This is a genomic window from Bacillus sp. LQ01 (assembly GCF_057624735.1).
In genome coordinates, this window is the sequence record NZ_JBYEZL010000001.1 from 1444679 (window position 1) to 1462902 (window position 18224).

The window sequence follows — 18224 nt, forward strand, 5'->3', positions numbered from 1 at the left end:
TTATATATATTAAACCACGGATAGATATATTAGTGAATATTTAGTTTTATTTATTGGAAAAAAATTTGTGATTTTATAAAAAATAAGGTGGATTGAAGTATAAAAAATTTTTCTATTGTATCTAATCAGTAGTTTTTTGTATTTCATCCTTCGTTTTTTGTAACTGATTCCATGTTTTTGACGCTCTATCTTGTAAGTGCTTACATAAACAAAAACATCTTATACAATGAAGGTGTCAAATCAAAAGAGGTGACCAAAATGAACATAAAAAAAGTAAATTTAGCGAATAGCATTGAAATAGAAAGAGGAGGCGGAAAGGTATGAAAAAATCAACTGTTAATCCATGGCTTGTTGTCCTTGGCACAGTTATAGTACAAATGGGGCTTGGGACGATATATACATGGAGTTTATTCAATCAGCCTTTAGTTAGTAAATATGGTTGGAGTCTTAACGCTGTTGCGATAACTTTCTCAATTACTAGTCTTTCTTTAGCATTTTCAACTTTATTTGCGAGTAAATTGCAAGAAAAATGGGGACTTCGTAAACTTATTATGATAGCTGGATTAGCATTAGGACTAGGATTAATACTTAGTTCACAAGCATCCTCACTAATATTACTTTATGTACTAGCGGGAGTTGTTGTAGGTTATGCAGATGGTACAGCATATATCACTTCACTATCAAATTTAATAAAGTGGTTTCCAGAGCGTAAAGGTTTAATTGCTGGTATTTCTGTCTCTGCATATGGTTCAGGTAGCTTAATCTTTAAATACGTTAACGCACAGTTGATTGAATCAGTTGGTGTATCCCAAGCATTTATATACTGGGGTTTAATTGTTACAGCTATGATTGTAATTGGTGCTTGTTTAATCCATCAAGCTGCAGATCAAGGAGCAGTTCATGAAACAAAAACTGAGGAATACACAACGAAAGAAATGTTAGGCACAAAACAAGTATACTTATTATTTATCATGTTATTTACATCATGTATGAGTGGCTTATACTTAATTGGTATGGTAAAAGACATTGGTGTTCAACTTGTAGGACTTAGCGCAGCAACAGCAGCTAATGCGGTGGCTATGGTTGCAATCTTCAATACATTAGGTCGTATCATTTTAGGACCGTTATCGGATAAAATTGGGCGTTTAAAAATCGTTACTGGTACTTTTGTTGTTATGGCGAGTTCAGTCTTAGTTCTAAGTTTTGTAGATTTAAATTATGGTATTTACTTCGTATGTGTAGCAAGTGTAGCGTTTTGCTTTGGTGGAAATATCACTATTTTCCCAGCTATTGTTGGTGATTTCTTCGGTATGAAAAACCATAGTAAGAACTACGGAATTGTGTATCAAGGATTTGGATTTGGGGCGCTTGCAGGTTCCTTTATCGGTGCACTTCTAGGTGGATTCAAACCAACGTTCATGGTAATAGGTGTATTATGTGTCGTGTCATTCATTATCGCAATTTTAATTCAAGCACCTAAGCAGAAAAAAGAAAAAGAAGAAGAGTATCGCAGCGTAGCATAAGTATATAAATCTTCTATAACAATATGATTACGAAAAAGCATCCTATTCTATTAATTAGGATGCTTTTTTTATGAGTTATTTTAACAAGGTTAAATTACTTTTATGATTTTCATAGATGTAAAAGTGAGTGAAATGCCTATTTGGATTATATTGAAATACAATAAATTGATACATCGTATTCGAAATATATATTAAATCTTAAATGACAAAAAAGACATTCATTAGTATTTGTAAGATATATTTTCAGAAAAATATTGAGAAAATATATACTTGAGTTTTTCATAAAGCATTGTAAATGAACGTATCTCTAGTTTAGTTTCTTCAATTTTAAAAAGAGGACTTTGAATTTTATTTATAATATAAGTACTTTTAATGCGTTTACATATGATTTTATTAAGAAGCATTAAAATGGTTTATCTGAAAAATAAAAAAAGATTGACAAGTTTATTGAGAAACATTATCATTTCGGTGTAAGATAGTAAATGAAAAACATTATCAATAAAATGGATTTTAAAGTAATGCGCACTTGACCAATTAGTTTAGTAAGTGTATTATTTTTTACAACACAACTGATAATGAAAATCAATATCATCGGTGTTACTTAATGAAATTAATGTTTATGTGAAAGGATAGAGAAAATGAACTTAGGGGAATTTGATGGGAAAACAGTTTTAGTAACAGGTGCAGCACAAGGCATAGGCAGTGTCGTTGCCAAAATGTTTTTAGAAAGAGGAGCCACAGTTATTGCGGTTGATCAAAATGAAGAGGGGTTAAATGTACTCTTAAATCAAAATGAATTAAACAATACACGTATGAAAACGTTTCGTTTAGATGTGAGTGATAGCGCCGCTGTTGAAGACATGGTAAATCATATTGCAAATGAAATAGCGCCAATAGATATTTTAATAAATGTTGCAGGGGTTTTACGTATGGGACCAATTCATTCGTTAAGTGATGAAGATTGGAATAAAACATTCTCTGTAAATACTACAGGGGTTTTCAATATGTCCCGAGCGGTAAGTAAAAATATGATGTTAAGAAAATCGGGGGCAATTGTTACAGTCGGTTCAAATGCGGCAAATACGCCAAGAATGGAGATGGCTGCGTATGCTGCGTCAAAGGCCGCAACGACGATGTTTATGAAATGTTTAGGACTAGAGCTTGCGGCATACAATATACGCTGCAACTTAGTTTCTCCAGGTTCTACTGAAACTGAGATGCAAAGATTACTATGGGCTGATGAGAATGGAGCTAAAAATATAATTGCTGGTTCTCAAAATACATATAGACTCGGAATTCCATTACAAAAAATTGCACAACCTTCAGAAGTTGCTGAAGCAGTGTTATTTTTAGCCTCAGATAGAGCAAGTCATATTACAATGCACAATTTATGTGTTGATGGCGGTGCTACGTTAGGAGTTTAATAAAAATTCAGGAGGTTATTATATTATGAATGAACATATAGCTGTAAAGGAATTGTCAGAAAAACTTTTAGAAGATTATAAGACTGAATCTTCATTCTTTTTCGCTTCACCAACTCGAACGATATTAGCAGAAGGAGAGTTTACTACAGTAAAGCATCGTGAAATTGAAAGTTTCCCAGAGCTTGTGCAAGCGACATTAAGTAATGCGAAACAAGCTGGAAATCCAAATCCTATCGTTGTGGGTGCTTTGCCATTTGATCGTAGAAAAGAAGTCCAACTCATCGTACCAGAATATAGCAGAATTTCTGAGCGTTTACAATTGGATACAACAAATCAGCTTGAAACAAATGAGAATGTAACATTTGAAATGACACCAGTGCCAGACCCTGAAGTTTATATGAATGGTGTGAAGCAAGGAATTGAAAAAATACAGGACGGTGATTTAAAGAAAATCGTTCTATCCAGATCGTTAGATGTTAAATCTTCCGAAAAGATTGATAAGCAAAAACTTCTGCGAGAATTAGCAGAGCATAATAAGCATGGTTATACATTTGCTGTAAATTTACCGAAAGATGAAAAAGAGAACAGTAAGACGCTAATTGGAGCAAGCCCTGAATTACTTGTTTCACGTAATGGTATGCAAGTTATTTCTAACCCGTTAGCTGGTTCAAGGCCACGTAGTGAGGACCCAGTAGAAGATAAAAGAAGAGCAGAGGAATTACTTTCTTCGCCAAAAGATTTACATGAACATGCGGTAGTAGTTGAAGCGGTTGTCGCTGCACTTCGTCCGTATTGTCATACATTACATGTTCCAGAAAAGCCATCAGTTATTCATAGTGAAGCGATGTGGCATTTGTCTACAGAAGTGAAAGGTGAACTTAAGGATCCAAATACTTCTTCTTTACAATTAGCAATTGCCCTTCATCCTACGCCAGCAGTTTGCGGAACTCCGATGGAAAAAGCAAGAGAAGCTATACAGCATATTGAGCCATTTGACCGCGAGTTCTTTACAGGAATGCTAGGATGGAGCGATTTAAATGGAGATGGAGAATGGATTGTTACAATTCGTTGTGCTGAAGTACAAGAAAATACACTTCGTTTATATGCAGGAGCTGGAGTTGTTGCTGAGTCAAAACCAGAAGATGAGTTAGCAGAAACATCAGCTAAGTTCCAAACAATGCTAAAAGCTTTAGGGTTAAGAGATAGTTCACTTAATGAAAAATAGGGGGAAGAAAGAATGCTAGTAGGTTATACAGAATGGCCAAAAGAATTTGCCGATCGTTACCGAGAAGCAGGATGTTGGCTTGGTGAAACATTTGGAGGAGTGTTAAGAGAGCGGGCTGAGAAATATGGAGATCGAATCGCGGTTGTAAGTGGTAAGAAGCATATAACATATAGTGAACTTAATAAAAAGGTAGATCGTTTAGCAGCAGGTTTACTGAATTTAGGAATAAAGAAAGAGGACAGAGTTGTAATCCAGTTACCTAACATTATCGAGTTTTTCGAAATATGTTTTGCACTATTTCGAATTGGAGCGCTTCCTGTCTTTGCACTACCTTCACATCGAAGCAGTGAAATTAGTTATTTTTGTGAGTTTGGCGAGGCGAGCGCTTACGTTATTTCAGATAAGGCTCTCGGTTTTGATTATCGAAAATTAGCAAGAGAAGTGAAAGAGAAAGTGCCAACGTTACAACATGTAATTGTAGTGGGAGAAGAAGAAGAGTTTGTGAACATAAATGATCTGTATATGGATCCCGTCTCATTACCAGAAGTTCAGCCAAGTGATGTTGCATTTCTCCAATTATCAGGAGGCACAACAGGTCTTTCTAAATTAATTCCTAGAACACATGATGACTATATTTATAGTTTACGTGTTAGCGCTGAAATTTGTAATTTGAATGCAGAAAGCGTCTATATGGCAGTTCTTCCAGTAGCACACAATTACCCAATGAGTTCTCCAGGGACATTTGGAACTTTCTATGCGGGTGGAAAAGTGGTATTGGCAACTGGTGGTAGTCCAGATGAGGCCTTTGCTCTTATCGAAAAAGAAAAAGTTACAATTACAGCGCTCGTTCCGCCATTAGCAATGATTTGGCTTGATGCTGCATCTTCTCGTAATGCCGATTTATCAAGCCTAGAGATTATTCAAGTAGGTGGTGCTAAGTTTAGCGCTGAGGTTGCAAAACGTATACGTCCTACATTTGGATGTACGTTACAGCAAGTGTTCGGTATGGCGGAAGGATTAGTGAACTATACAAGATTAGATGATCCGGAAGAATTTATTATTTATACACAAGGTAGACCAATGTCTGCACTCGATGAAGTACGAGTTGTTGATGAAAATGACAACGATGTACAACCTGGCGAAGTAGGTAGTTTATTAACAAGAGGTCCATATACAATTCGTGGTTACTATAAAGCCGAAGAGCATAATGCACGATCATTTACAAAGGATGGATTTTATCGCACAGGTGATCTTGTAAAAGTAAATGAACAAGGATACATCATTGTAGAAGGAAGAGATAAAGATCAAATTAACCGCGGTGGTGAGAAAGTTGCTGCGGAAGAAGTTGAAAATCATCTATTAGCACACGATGCGGTCCATGACGTAGCAATTGTATCTATGCCTGACGATTATTTAGGTGAACGCACCTGTGCTTTTGTTATAGCTCGCGGACAAGTTCCAGCAGTAAGTGAATTAAAAATGTTTTTAAGAGAACGTGGTATAGCGGCTTATAAAATTCCAGATCGAATTGAATTTATTGAAGCATTCCCGCAAACAGGAGTCGGAAAAGTCAGCAAAAAAGAACTACGTAAAGTCATTGCTGAAAAGCTTATTACAGTAAAACAATAATAAAAACCGGAAGGAAGTGATTAGATGGCTATCCCATCTATTTCAGTATATAAAATGCCAATTGAATCAGAACTACCAAAAAATAAAGTGAATTGGACACCAGATCCGAAACGTGCAGTACTTTTAATTCATGACATGCAAGAATATTTTCTTGATGCATATAGCGATAAAGAATCACCAAAAGTAGAACTTATTTCAAATATAAAAATGATAAGAGAAAAATGTAAGGAACTTGGTATACCAGTTGTTTATACAGCACAACCTGGTGGGCAAACGTTAGAACAACGAGGTTTATTACAAGACTTTTGGGGTGACGGTATACCTGCTGGACCAGATAAAAAGAAAATTGTTGATGAACTTACTCCTGATGAGGATGATATATTCCTCACAAAATGGAGATATAGTGCATTTAAAAAGACAAATCTATTAGAAATTTTAAATGAACAAGGAAAAGATCAACTCATTATTTGCGGTATTTATGCGCATATTGGCTGTCTTTTAACAGCTTGTGAAGCATTTATGGATGGTATAGAGCCGTTCTTTGTAGCAGATGCAGTTGCTGATTTTTCACTAGAGCATCATAAACAAGCATTGGAGTATGCATCTAATAGATGTGCAGTAACGACATCAACAAACCTACTGTTAAACGATTTACAAAGTGTAAAAGATGATGAGAGTGAAGGAATCACTATACAGGAAGTGCATGAACTAGTTGCACAACTACTTCGTGAGCCAGTAGAGAGTATTGATATTGATGAGGACTTATTAAATAGAGGGCTTGATTCGGTCAGAATTATGAGTTTAGTAGAGAAGTGGCGTCGTGAAGGGAAAGAAATCACGTTTGCACATTTAGCAGAACGTCCAACTGTTGCAGGTTGGTACAGTTTACTATCTTCACAAACAGCACAGGTGCTGTAACAAATAGACTACATAATAAAGGGGTAGTAAAGAATGCCTAACAGTCAAAAGATTCGTCATTCGTTATCATCTGCGCAGTCTGGTATGTGGTTTGCGCAACAATTAGATCCGCTTAATCCAATTTACAATACTGGGGAATATGTAGAAATAAACGGAAATATTCATCAAGAAATTTTCGAATTAGCTGTACGTAAAGTTGTAATGGAAGCAGAAGCACTTCATGTTCGCTTCGAGGAGGATGAAATTGGCCCATGGCAAGTTATTGAAGAATCACAGTTTCATATGCATTTTATTGACGTTCGGAAAGAAGAAAACCCTGAAGAAGCTGCTAAAGTATGGATGAAAAATGATTTATCTATGCCAGTCGATTTGAAAAAAGATACATTATTTACTGAAGCACTTATTCAAGTTGAAAATAATCGTTTCTTTTGGTATCAGCGCATCCATCACATTGTGATGGATGGCTATGGATTTTCACTTCTTAGCCAAAAAGTGGCGAATGAGTATACATCACTTATAGAAGAAACAAACAAGAATGAAAAGCCGTTTGGTTCTCTTACAAAAGTCGTGCAAGAAGATATTGAGTATCGTGAGTCTAAAAAATTTCAGGAAGATCGTACTTTTTGGTTAGAAAAATTTGCGGATGAACCAGAAGTTGTAAGCTTGGCAGAGCGAGCACCGAGAACATCAAATGGATTTTCACGAGAAACAGCTTATTTATCTAGTTCTAGCACGAAAACTTTATTAGAAGATATCAATATTTCGTTAACAAGTTGGCCGGAATTCATTGTCGCTGTAACAAGTATTTATATGCATAAGTTAACAGGTGCAAATGATATTGTTTTAGGTTTACCGATGATGGGACGTCTAGGTTCGGTATCTATTCATACACCAAGTATGGTAATGAATTTAGTGTCACTTCGTATTACAGTAACTCCAAATATAACTCTTGCGGAATTATTGCAGCAAGTTTCTAAAGAAATCCGAGATGTACGTCGCCATTATAAATACCGTCATGAGGAATTAAGAAGAGACTTAAAGTTACTAGGTGAAAATCAAAGGTTGTTTGGACCGTTAGTGAATGTTATGCCTTTTGATTACGGGCTAAATTTTGCTGGAAATCGTGGTATTACGCATAATTTATCAGCAGGACCTGTCGATGATTTATCAATAAATGTATATAAACGTTTTGATCAAAATGAGCTAATGATTCATTTTGATGCAAATCCTGAAGTATATAATGGCGCGGAGCTAGCATTGCATAAAGAAAGATTTATGAGTCTATTTGAATTAGTAGTAAATAATTATGAGAAAAACGAGTCGATTGGAAAAATAAACATTACTCTGCCTGAAGAAAATCATAAAGTTTTATTGGAATGGAATGAAACGAAGGAAGACGATGAGTTAATCAGTCTGCCTATATCATTTGAAAAACAAGTGCAAAAAAATCCCAATAAACTAGCCATTACTTGTGACGGTGTAAACCTTACGTATAAAGAGCTAAATGAACGAGCGAATGAACTAGCACATTATTTAGTAGAAGAAGGAATACGACCAAACCAGTTTGTAGCTTTAGTATTCCCTAGATCAATAGAAATGGTAGTTAGTATGCTAGCAGTCTTAAAGGCTGGTGCAGCGTATTTACCAATAGATCCAGAATACCCAGCAGAAAGAATTAATTATATAGTAAATGATGCAAAACCAGTTTGTATCATAACACATTCATCTGTTTCATCTAAGTTAGTTATAGAAAATGATATGAAAAAAATTGTATTAGATGAAGAAGAAACGAAACTAGCGTTACATACATATTCTCGTATGAATATAGCATGTAAGAATGATGTATCACTTTTAAACCCAGCCTATACAATATATACTTCAGGCTCAACAGGAAACCCAAAAGGTGTAATTGTTCCTATGAGAGGTTTAAGTAACTTTTTAATGGCTATGCAACAAAAGTTTTCATTAAATGAAAATGATCATTTATTAGCAGTTACAACGTTTGCGTTTGATATTTCTGCTCTAGAAATTTATTTACCTCTTATTAGTGGTGCAAGTTTAACAATTGCGCAAAAAGAAGACATACAAGAGCCATCAGCATTAACGACACTTTTACAAGAAGAAAGAGTGACCATTATGCAGGCTACACCGACGCTTTGGCAGGCGTTAGTAACTGATTATCCAGAGAAGCTACAAGGGCTAAATATACTAGTTGGTGGTGAAGCTCTTCCAGCGCATTTAGCAAATAAATTAAAAGAATTAGGTTGCTCAATAACTAATTTATATGGACCAACTGAAACGACGATTTGGTCTACTTTTATGAACATTGATGAAGGTGAAAAGGGTATACCTCCTATTGGAAAGCCAATTTGCAATACAGAAGTGTATGTATTGGATGCAGGGTTACAACCAGTTCCACCTGGAGTTATTGGGGAATTATATATTGCAGGGGAGGGACTTGCAAGCGGATATTTAGGAAAACCTGAGTTAACAGCTGAACGGTTTATTGCAAATCCTTATGGAGAATCAGGGAAGCGCATGTACCGTACAGGAGATCTTGTGAAATGGCGTAGTGATGGTGCGTTAGAGTACATTAGTCGCGCAGATCATCAAATTAAAATTCGTGGATTCCGAATTGAATTAGCTGAAATTGAAACGGTATTACAACGACATGAAAATATTCAACAAGCGGTAGTAATGGTACGAGAAGATCGTCCAAATGATAAACGCATCATTGCGTATATCGTTGCAGAAGAAAAGGAACCGATTAATCTTTCAGAAATTCGTTCTTATGTTTCAGAAAGTTTAGCGAATTATATGATACCATCGGCATTTGTTGTGCTAGAAGAATTACCATTAACGCCAAATGGTAAGGTTGACAGAAAGAAATTACCTGCTCCTGATTTTAATGGAATGCACAATGAGAGAGTTGCTAGAAATCCGAAAGAAGAAATATTATGTGATTTATTTGCAGAAGTACTTGGTGTTTCTCGAATTAGCATTGATGATAATTTCTTTGAAATGGGTGGACATTCACTTCTCGCATCTCGTTTAATGGCAAGAATTCGTGAAACGTTAAGTGTGGAATTAGGAATCGGGAAACTATTTGAATCACCAACTGTTGCCGAACTGGCGAAACAATTAAACGATGCAAAAAGCGCAAGACCAGCTATTCAGAAAGCAAGTAGGCCAAATGAAGTTCCACTTTCATTTGCACAGCGCAGGTTATGGTTCTTAAATTGTTTAGAAGGTCCAAGTCCTACTTATAATATTCCGCTAGTCATTCGTATGAATGGAATATTGAATCGGGAAGCATTACAAGGTGCTTTTTATGATGTAGTTGAGAAACATGAAACACTTAGAACAATTTTCCCTAACGTATTAGGTAGTTCCTATCAGAGAATTTTAGATATGGAAAACTTAAATCTAGAAATGGTTATAACTAATACATGTAAAGATGAATTAGAAAGTGTACTTTCAGAGGCGGTAAGATATAGCTTTAACCTCGATTTTGAGCCGGTAGTTCGTTTACAACTTTTTACAGTGAGTGAAAACGAACATGTATTATTAATTTTATTACATCATATTGTAGGTGATGGCTGGTCATTACAGCCGTTAACGAGAGATTTTACAGTGGCGTATAAAGCACGATGTCAAGGTGACAGAGTTCAGCTGGAGACACTACCAGTTCAATACGCGGATTATGCACTTTGGCAACAGCAATTGCTAGGTGATGAAACGACACCAGAGAGTCTTATTTCAACACAATTAGATTTTTGGAAAGAAGAACTTAAAGGTTTACCAGACCAAATGGAGTTACCTACAGATTTCCAGCGTCCAATTGAGACGAGTTACCGCGGGGAAACAATTCATTTTCATATAGATGAAGGTATGCATAGTAGGTTAGTAGAGCTTGCACGTAAAAATGGAGTTAGTTTGTTTATGGTATTGCAAGCAGGGCTTAGTGCACTATTTACAAGATTAGGTGCAGGCACTGATATACCAATTGGAAGTCCGATTGCTGGAAGAAATGATGATGTACTTTCAGATATTGTTGGTTTATTTGTAAATACATTAGTGTTACGTACAAATACGTCAGGAGATCCAAGTTTTAAAGAATTATTAAATAGAGTGAAGCAGGTAAATCTTGCAGCTTATGAAAATCAAGATGTTCCATTTGAAAGGCTTGTTGAAGTGTTAAATCCAGTACGTACTCGAAACAGCCACCCGTTGTTTCAAGTTATGTTAGCTTTTCAAAATACACCAGAAGCAACGTTTCATGTACCAGGTTTAGAAGCGAGCCTTGAAATTCAAAGCGTCGGTTCTGCAAAATTTGATTTAACATTTGAAATTAGTGAGAGTAACGGGGTTGATGGTACTCCGAACGGTTTACATGGATTACTAGAGTTTAGTACCGATTTATATAAACGTGAAACGGTTCAAAAACTAATAGAACGATTCATTTTGTTATTAGATGATGCAGCTACAAATCCGGATCAATCAATTGGCAGATTAGAAATATTAACTGTAGCAGAGAAAAATACAGTGTTAGAAAAGTGGAATGGTGGTTTTCAAATTGCACCAGAAATGACATTGCCACAATTGTTTGAAAAGCAGGTTCATATAAATCCGAATTCTATTGCTGTTGTCTTTGAAGATAAGAAATTAACTTATGAAGAGTTAAATAGAAAAGCAAATAAAATAGCTCGATTCCTAATAGCAAAAGGGATTGGTCCTGATCAACTCGTTGCTTTAGCGATGCCAAGATCATTAAACATGGTTGTAAGCTTATTAGCTGTTCTTAAAGCTGGTGCTGGATACCTTCCGTTAGATCCAGATTACCCAGCAGACCGCATTTCATTTATGCTACACGATGCGCCATCATGTGTTTTAACGAATTCAGAAGTGGAAATTGAATGTGATGAGGCACTAAAAGTTTTAGTTGATGATGTAAAAGTAATAGCAGAAGTTGAGAAATATAGTGAAGAAAATATTGATGAAGTGGAACGCATTAAGCCATTATCTCCATCACATATTGCTTACGTTATTTATACGTCAGGCTCAACGGGTAGACCGAAAGGCGTTATGATACCTCATCAAAATGTAGTAAGACTTTTAGGAGCAACTGATCATTGGTTCCAGTTTGGCGGAAACGATGTTTGGACGATGTTCCATTCATACGCTTTTGATTTCTCTGTTTGGGAAATTTGGGGACCTTTATTATACGGAGGGCGTTTAGTTGTAGTGCCACATACTGTAAGTCGCTCACCGAAAGAATTTTTACAGCTTCTTGTTAAAGAAAAGGTTACGGTTTTAAACCAAACTCCATCAGCGTTCTATCAATTGATGCAAGCAGATCGTGAAAATGAAGAGATTGGCCAAAAATTATCTTTACGATATGTTGTTTTTGGAGGAGAAGCACTTGAGCTAAGTCGCTTAGAAGATTGGTATAGTCGACATCCTCATAACGCACCAAAGCTTATTAATATGTACGGTATTACGGAGACGACAGTACATGTTAGTTATATTGAATTAGATGAAACTATCGTCTCTTTACGAGCAAATAGTTTAATTGGGTGCAGTATATCTGACCTTAAAGTGTATGTGTTAGACAACTATTTACAACCAGTGCCACCTGGAGTAGTTGGAGAAATGTATGTTGCAGGTGCAGGGCTTGCGCGTGGATATTTAGGAAGAGCAGGATTAACGGCTGAACGCTTTATCGCAGATCCATTTGGCAAGCCAGGTACAAGAATGTATCGTACAGGAGACTTAGCTCGCTGGCGTAAAGATGGGACGCTAGATTATATAGGACGTGCAGATCATCAAATCAAAATTCGTGGGTTCCGAATTGAATTAGGAGAAATAGAAGCAGTCATAATGAAGCACCCTAAAGTTGAGCAAGTAGCTGTTATTGTACGGGAAGATCAACCAGGGGATAAACGGTTAGTTTCTTATATCGTTGCATCAAATAATGAAGCGATTGATACGAATGAAATGCGTCAGTTTGCTAGTGGTAGTTTACCAGATTATATGGTTCCATACGCTTTTGTAGTAGTAAATGAGTTACCTTTAACTCCAAACGGTAAATTAGATAGAAAGGCATTGCCAGCTCCAGAATTTATCGCATCATCTTCTAGTCGTGGTCCAAGAACACCGCAAGAAGAAATGTTATGCGACTTGTTTACAGAAGTGCTAAGTGTACCTCAAATTGGAATTGATGACGGATTCTTTGATCTTGGTGGCCATTCACTCCTTGCAGTGCAGCTTATGAGCCGCATGAAAGAGGCGCTTGGAGTGGAACTAAACATTGGCACTTTATTTGCAGCACCGACTGTTGCAGGGTTAGCTGAAAGACTTGAGATGGGGAATGGTCAAAGTGCACTTGATGTGTTGCTTCCATTACGAGCAAGCGGGGATCAATTACCACTATTTTGTGTACATCCAGCAGGTGGATTAAGTTGGTGCTATGCAGGACTTATGAAATCTTTAGGAAAAGATTATCCAATCTATGGTGTACAAGCACGTGGTATTGCTAAAAATGAAGAACTTCCAAAAAGTTTAGAGGAGATGGCGGCGGATTACTTGAAACATGTTCGTGAAGTACAGCCTTATGGACCATATCGTTTATTAGGTTGGTCGCTTGGAGGAAATGTTGTGCATGCAATGGCGGCGCAACTACAAAATGAAGGGGAAGAAGTAGAATTACTCGTTATGCTTGATTCTTATCCTGGACACTTCTTACCAAATACGGAAGCGCCTACTGAAGAGGAAGCGTTAATTGCATTACTTGCTTTAGGCGGATATGACCCAGATAACATGGATGGTAAACCACTTACAATGGAAAGTGCAGTTGAAATCCTTCGTAAAGATGGAAGTGCATTAGCAAGTCTTGAAGAAGAGACTATATTGAACTTGAAAGAAACATATGTAAATTCAGTAGGGTTGTTAGGGAAATATGTACCGAAAGTTTATAACGGAGATATCTTATTCTTTAGATCTACTGTTATACCAGACTGGTTTGATCCTATTTCTCCAAATACGTGGCTAAATTATTTAGACGGGCAAATTGTGCAGCACGATATTGATTGTAGACATAAAGATCTATGTCAGCCAGGTCCACTTACGGAAATTGGGCAAGTATTAGCGAAATATTTGCAGAATAAGAAAGGGGTAAGTAGAGTATGACGAATCCATTTGAAAATGATAATTACACATATAAAGTATTAATAAATGAGGAGGGCCAGTATTCTCTCTGGCCTGCTTTTCTCGATGTACCTATTGGCTGGAATGTCGTATATGAAGAAGCTAGTAGGCAGAGCTGCTTAGAATATGTTGAATATAACTGGAAAGATTTGAATCCACAAGGTAATCAAGTTCGCGAAAAAACATTAGTAGGAAAACGATAATGAAAGAAAAACTAAATCCAAAAGTAGTTGTAAGTATCGTTTATATAACTGCGATGTTTATGGCTGCGATGGACGCAACGATTGTAAATGTAGCACTGCAAACGATAAGTAGAGAACTACAAGTACCTGCATCTGCAATGGGGACGGTGAATGTTGGGTATTTAGTTAGTTTAGCTGTTTTCCTTCCGATTTCTGGTTGGTTAGGAGATCGTTTTGGTACGAAAAGAGTATTTTTAATTGCTCTTTTCGTATTTACAATTGCATCTGCTTTATGCGGAATGGCTAACGATATTACTTCATTGAATATTTTCCGTATTATTCAAGGTGCTGGCGGAGGGCTTTTAACACCGGTTGGAATGGCGATGTTATTTCGAACATTTTCACCCGAGGAAAGACCGAAGATTTCCCGGTTCATTATACTTCCAATTGCTGTAGCACCAGCAATTGGTCCTATCATCGGTGGTTTCTTTGTAGATCAAATGTCTTGGCGTTGGGCATTTTATATTAATCTACCGTTTGGAATCGTTGCATTGCTATTTGGACTTCTATTTTTAGCAGAACATGTTGAAAAATCAGCTGGTCGCTTTGATTCGCTCGGCTTTATTTTATCAGCACCAGGATTTGCGATGCTCATATATGCACTCAGCCAGGGACCATCAAAAGGGTGGATTTCTCCAGAAATTATGAGTACTGGGATAGCTGGGGTTGTATTCATTACATTGTTTATAATTGTAGAACTGAAAGTAAAGCAACCGATGTTAGATTTACGCTTATTAAAAGAACCAGTCTTTAGAAAGATGAGCATTATATCATTATTTTCATCAGCTGGTTTATTAGGAATGTTATTTGTTTTTCCTCTTATGTATCAAAATGTGATAGGAGTTTCCGCACTGGAATCAGGACTTACGACATTTCCAGAGGCGATTGGATTAATGATTTCTTCACAAATTGTGCCATGGTCATATAAGAAATTAGGAGCTCGAAAGGTAATTTCTATTGGATTAATATGTACGGCGGTTATATTTGTTTTATTGAGTTTTGTAAATCACGATACGAATCCGTGGCAAATCCGGGCATTATTGTTTGGTATCGGTATTTTCTTAGGCCAATCTGTCGGTGCGGTTCAATTTTCTGCCTTTAACAATATCACGCCGCCTTCTATGGGGAGAGCGACTACTATATTCAATGTGCAAAATCGACTAGGTTCAGCAATAGGAGTAGCGGTTTTAGCTAGTATACTAGCTGGTTTTGGAGGTAATAACGTTCAATCCGATTTTTTACCATATCAAGCAGCATTAATTGGGTCAGCAATATTTTTGCTCATAGCACTACTATTTTCTTTACGTATTTCCGATAAAGAGGTAATGTCAAAGAAGAAAGAAAAAACATTATCTGTATCAGAAAAAGAGAAAGTACTTGTCAATGAATAACAATATACGCATGCTTTCTTATGAAAATTGATATTCGTTGAATAAAGGAGAGTTTACATGATAGAAAGTAAAGTTGTAGATTCTATTCCAACTTTGAATGAGAATGATTGTCAAATATGGTGGGCAAGAATTTCAGATTTACAATCATGGCATTACAATTTACTAAATGATATAGAGCGAGAGAAAGCAAATTCGTATCACCATTCGGCAGATCGAGCTCGTTTTATAATAGGTTGCGTAATAAGTAGATTAGTTCTCGGTAAGATACTTTCTATGTCACCAGTCCAAGTACCAATTGATCGAATGTGCTCAGTATGTAAATTGCAGCATGGAAGACCACAATTACCAGAAGGTATGCCGCAATTATCCGTTTCACATTCAGGTGAGTGGGTTGTCGTTGCTTTTACAAAATCTGCACCTGTTGGCATAGATGTAGAACAAATGAATCCAAATGTAGATGTTATGAAAATGGCAGAAGGTGTATTAACAGACATTGAAATAGCGCAAGTTATGAAACTGCCAAATAAACAGAAAATAGAAGGTTTTTTAACATATTGGACTCGAAAAGAAGCGGTGCTGAAAGCGACAGGTGAAGGACTAATGATTCCGCCAGTACATATTACAGTATCAGCTCCAAATGATCCTCCAAACTTGTTGGTTTTTAAGGATAGACAAGAGTTAGCAAGTAATACAATGATGGAAGATGTAAGGCCTAGTTTAGATTATAGGGCCTCTGTTGCAATATTCAGTAAGGAAGTGACTGAAATTACGCAATTAGACGCGGCAGCACTTTTAAATCTTAAATAAAAAAATTATAGAAGAGGTGTTCCTCATGTTAGTAGCGGAAAATAGAAAGAATGAATTCACTTATAACGTACAAGCAATTAAAAATATTTTATTTTCTGGAGATACATCATCCATTCATGCTTTAGAAAAGCTTTTAAATGATACAGTTCAGTTTGATGTTCTTGAACAAGAGGCACTTGGTAGACAGTACATTCCGAAAGAAGCAAAGAATTTCTTTGATAAAGATGGAACATTTCTTTACCGTGTATCTAATGTTAGTTATAAAGGAAAGGTGTTATCTGAAAATCTAATTTTTGCAGACACTTCGTTTTTACCGGACGCAATAAAGAGTGAATTAGAGAGTGGAAATATTCCTGTTGAAAAGCTTATAGAAAAGATGGAAGTAAGAAGAAACGTATTATATGAAGGATATCAGCCATCTGGAAATATTATTGAATTGTTTGATGGATGTTCTGTTACAGCGAATGTGTATCCAACTAGAAAGTATCAAATTGTAAGTAACTGCAAATGTGTATTTTATATTTGTGAAGTGTATCATGCAGAGAATATAAAGCAATTGCTTAAATAAAAACAAGAAACCAGCCTATAAAATGGCTGGTTTCTTGTTTTTATTTAACAGCTTCTTTTAATTCTTTACCTGCTTTAAATGCAGGAACTTTACCAGCGGCGATTTGAATTTCTTCGCCAGTTTGCGGATTACGTCCTGTACGAGCAGATCTTTCGCGTACTTCAAAAGTTCCAAACCCGATTAGTTGAACTTTATCTCCAGATTGTAATGCATTAGCAATTGTGTCAAATACGGATTGTACAGCTGCAGAAGCGTCCTTTTGAGAAATATCAGCTGATTGAGCTACGTTTTTAATTAATTCTGTTTTGTTCATGTTTTCACCTCATAAAAAAATTTTTGGAATGAATGTTTTAGTATAATAGATAGTAAAGATAAAGCTATCACTATGATTAGAAAGAATACTATATAATTATGTTAATTTCGTTGCAAGAGACTGAATCCCTTCTATTATTTAGGGATTAATTAAGAATCGATGCATATAAAAAGCTTTAATATGAGGATGAGGGGGAGTATACGAATGATTTTTCGTGAAAAAAATGAGAAGGAAAGTATTTTAATTCGTCAACATGATCATGGTTTTTTGGCTGGAGAGATTGCAAAGCATATAAAAGAAGACTTTTTTGAAGATAAAACATATTTAAAAGAAACAGTTGATGCAATATATGAGCATGACAGAGGATGGATAGAGCTTGATAAAGTACCAATTTTGAATGATGCTAAAAATATTCCATATACATTTATGGATTGTCCAAGCCCATTACGTTTTGTTTTTTATACGATTGGATTGAATGAAATTGAAAATTCTAATCCATACGGGGCATTGCTTTGTAGTAAACATTTTTTATCATTTCCACTAAACGAGGAAGATGAAGAGATGATGTCATTTTATAAACATGAATTAGAACGACAAAAAAGAATTTTGAAAACGTTAACAAAGAAACAGTTTGCGATGTTCGATAAGCATTATAGATTATTAAAGTTTTGTGATGAACTTTCTTTATACGTATGTATGAATAAGCCTGGTGTCAAAAAGAAAGATGAAATTGACTTATTTAAAGATGGTTTTGAAGGAACAGAAATGTTTAATAGTAAAGAGGAGAAACTTATTCAAGCTGAATGGGTGGACGAGGAAACAATTCGGATTACACCATTTCCATTTCAAACAGAATTTTATACGTATGTAAAATATAAAACGATAAATAAGCATGAAATGAAAGAAAAAGGGATTGCAAAGGCTGATAGAGAATCAGAAATGAAGAAACAAACCATTCGTTTCATACAATAAGGAGGT

12 protein-coding genes are annotated in these 18224 nt (G+C 36.0%); 11 read left to right on the forward strand and 1 reads right to left on the reverse strand.

Annotated elements, in window-relative coordinates:
- The first annotated feature begins 320 nt into the window (after nucleotides 1-320).
- The 10 genes from AC22L0_RS07645 to AC22L0_RS07690 all read left to right on the forward strand — a co-directional run bounded on the left by AC22L0_RS07645 (nucleotide 321) and on the right by AC22L0_RS07690 (nucleotide 16933).
- A complete protein-coding gene (locus AC22L0_RS07645; RefSeq protein ID WP_000750126.1) occupies nucleotides 321-1523 on the forward strand; it encodes an L-lactate MFS transporter in 1203 nt (400 codons plus the stop codon).
- A 638-nt stretch (nucleotides 1524-2161) separates the two neighbouring features.
- Nucleotides 2162-2947, forward strand: coding sequence for a 2,3-dihydro-2,3-dihydroxybenzoate dehydrogenase (gene dhbA, locus AC22L0_RS07650; protein WP_001048430.1), 786 nt, complete (start codon nucleotides 2162-2164; stop codon nucleotides 2945-2947).
- A gap of 25 nt (nucleotides 2948-2972) precedes the next feature.
- Nucleotides 2973-4172, forward strand: coding sequence for an isochorismate synthase DhbC (gene dhbC, locus AC22L0_RS07655; RefSeq protein WP_001002076.1), 1200 nt, complete (start codon nucleotides 2973-2975; stop codon nucleotides 4170-4172).
- A gap of 12 nt (nucleotides 4173-4184) precedes the next feature.
- Nucleotides 4185-5801, forward strand: coding sequence for a (2,3-dihydroxybenzoyl)adenylate synthase (locus AC22L0_RS07660; RefSeq protein ID WP_000960118.1), 1617 nt, complete (start codon nucleotides 4185-4187; stop codon nucleotides 5799-5801).
- 24 nt (nucleotides 5802-5825) lie between these two features.
- The gene (locus AC22L0_RS07665; RefSeq protein ID WP_001007253.1) at nucleotides 5826-6719 is read left to right on the forward strand and encodes an isochorismatase family protein; all 894 of its coding nucleotides are present in this window, start codon (nucleotides 5826-5828) and stop codon (nucleotides 6717-6719) included.
- Nucleotides 6720-6752: 33 nt separating this feature from the next.
- Nucleotides 6753-13907 (forward strand): amino acid adenylation domain-containing protein, encoded by a 7155-nt coding sequence (locus AC22L0_RS07670; protein ID WP_487272182.1) that lies wholly within the window; start codon nucleotides 6753-6755, stop codon nucleotides 13905-13907.
- The gene (locus AC22L0_RS07675; protein WP_000184059.1) at nucleotides 13904-14128 is read left to right on the forward strand and encodes an MbtH family protein; all 225 of its coding nucleotides are present in this window, start codon (nucleotides 13904-13906) and stop codon (nucleotides 14126-14128) included. The genes AC22L0_RS07670 and AC22L0_RS07675 overlap by 4 nt, the downstream gene beginning before the upstream one ends.
- A complete protein-coding gene (locus AC22L0_RS07680; RefSeq protein WP_000660192.1) occupies nucleotides 14128-15558 on the forward strand; it encodes an MDR family MFS transporter in 1431 nt (476 codons plus the stop codon). Before AC22L0_RS07675 ends, AC22L0_RS07680 begins: the two co-directional genes overlap by 1 nt.
- A 57-nt stretch (nucleotides 15559-15615) precedes the next feature.
- Nucleotides 15616-16365, forward strand: a complete 750-nt coding sequence (gene sfp / locus AC22L0_RS07685; RefSeq protein WP_000572997.1) for a 4'-phosphopantetheinyl transferase Sfp — start codon at nucleotides 15616-15618, stop codon at nucleotides 16363-16365.
- Between the two features lie 25 nt (nucleotides 16366-16390).
- Entirely contained in the window at nucleotides 16391-16933 is a 543-nt protein-coding gene (locus tag AC22L0_RS07690) for a hypothetical protein (protein WP_000959126.1), read from the forward strand.
- A gap of 40 nt (nucleotides 16934-16973) precedes the next feature.
- On the opposite strand, the gene AC22L0_RS07695 is transcribed toward AC22L0_RS07690, so the two are convergent.
- Entirely contained in the window at nucleotides 16974-17246 is a 273-nt protein-coding gene (locus tag AC22L0_RS07695) for an HU family DNA-binding protein (protein WP_001043905.1), read from the reverse strand.
- 204 nt (nucleotides 17247-17450) lie between these two features.
- Here AC22L0_RS07695 and AC22L0_RS07700 point away from each other — a divergent pair, with 204 nt between their 5' ends.
- The gene (locus AC22L0_RS07700) at nucleotides 17451-18218 is read left to right on the forward strand and encodes a DUF3891 family protein (RefSeq protein WP_000577284.1); all 768 of its coding nucleotides are present in this window, start codon (nucleotides 17451-17453) and stop codon (nucleotides 18216-18218) included.
- Nucleotides 18219-18224 lie beyond the last annotated feature (6 nt).